The organism is Microvirga sp. P4_G7 (genome assembly GCF_056401005.1).
The window spans coordinates 1-1091 of the sequence record NZ_JBFUKD010000959.1 but is presented as its reverse complement, the minus strand read 5'-3'; the positions used below and the strand labels follow the sequence as shown (position 1 = coordinate 1091).

The window sequence follows — 1091 nt, the reverse complement described above, 5'->3', positions numbered from 1 at the left end:
GGGCAGAGCGTCCGTCTCTGCCTAAGCTCCGGCAATTGGCGGAGAAATATAAGCGCCCTCTAGCAGTTATGCTTCTTCCGAAGCCCCCACGGGACTTTCAGCCGTTGCGGGACTTTCGGCGTGTTGCCCCAGGGACGGCGATGCCGGCCCGCGTCGCGTATGAAATTCGCGCTGCGCAAGAGCGGCGGGAAACTGCGCTCGACCTCGCCAGAGACTTAGATAGTGAAATTCAACGCTTTTCCTTGCGCGCCCGCGTTTCCGAAGATCCGGAAGACGTCGGCGTGAGAGTCCGGCGGATTCTCGGAATTACCGGCTCCGAGCATCTGCAAGCAGCCCGGCGAAACAAGGTATTTGAACTTTGGCGATCCGCGATTGAAGCCAAGGGCATCCTCGTCTTTGTTATGGGTGGAGCACACGCCCCAGCGGTGCGTGAGGTCCGCGGCTTTGCGATTCCGGCAGATCAATTTCCGGTTATCGCGGTCAATGGCCGGGACAAAACAAATGGTCGCACGTTCACGCTGCTGCATGAGCTCGCCCACCTGCTTTTGGGCGAAAGTGCCGTCGAGAACGCGGTCGCCCCAACGCGAAGCATGCCCCCGCCAGTAAGAGCGATCGAACGCTTTTGCAATGCAGTTGCAGCTGCAACCCTGATGCCGAGTGACCAAATTCGTGCGGAAGCGGGCCGTTTGGAAAAGGACAAATCCGCCGAGTGGTCCGACGCGGAATTAATCAGGGTAGCGGAGAAGCTAGGTGTAAGTCGGGAAGCCCTTTTGCTGAGAATGGTGGAACGCGGGTTCGCATCTCGTCGCTTTTACAGCCGCAAGCGCAGTGAATTTGAACTCGAGTACTCGGCTCTCGACGAGCCCACGGGCAATAGTGCGCCTGTTCCGCCCTACAATGTGGTCGTGGGGCGCTATGGTCGTCCCTATGCCCGCCTTGTGATCGACGGTTATCGTGGAAAAAGGATCACGATGAGCGACGCAGCAGGTCTGTTAGGGGTCCAAGCGAAGTACATTGGCAAAGTTGAGCGTCAGGCTTATTACGCATGAGCGGGCTGTTCTGCATCGACACAAGCGCACTCATTGCTGCCT

1 protein-coding gene is annotated in these 1091 nt (G+C 58.2%); it reads left to right on the top strand.

The window, feature by feature from the left end:
* The first annotated feature begins 140 nt into the window (after positions 1 to 140).
* The gene (locus AC1DT3_RS22210) at positions 141 to 1049 is read left to right on the top strand and encodes an ImmA/IrrE family metallo-endopeptidase (RefSeq protein ID WP_477467338.1); all 909 of its coding nucleotides are present in this window, start codon (positions 141 to 143) and stop codon (positions 1047 to 1049) included.
* Positions 1050 to 1091 lie beyond the last annotated feature (42 nt).

Excerpts from the sequence above, each read along its gene's own strand:
- AC1DT3_RS22210 (WP_477467338.1), top strand. The coding sequence starts at position 141 with ATGCCGGCCCGCGTCGCGTATGAAATTCGCGCTGCGCAAGAGCGGCGG.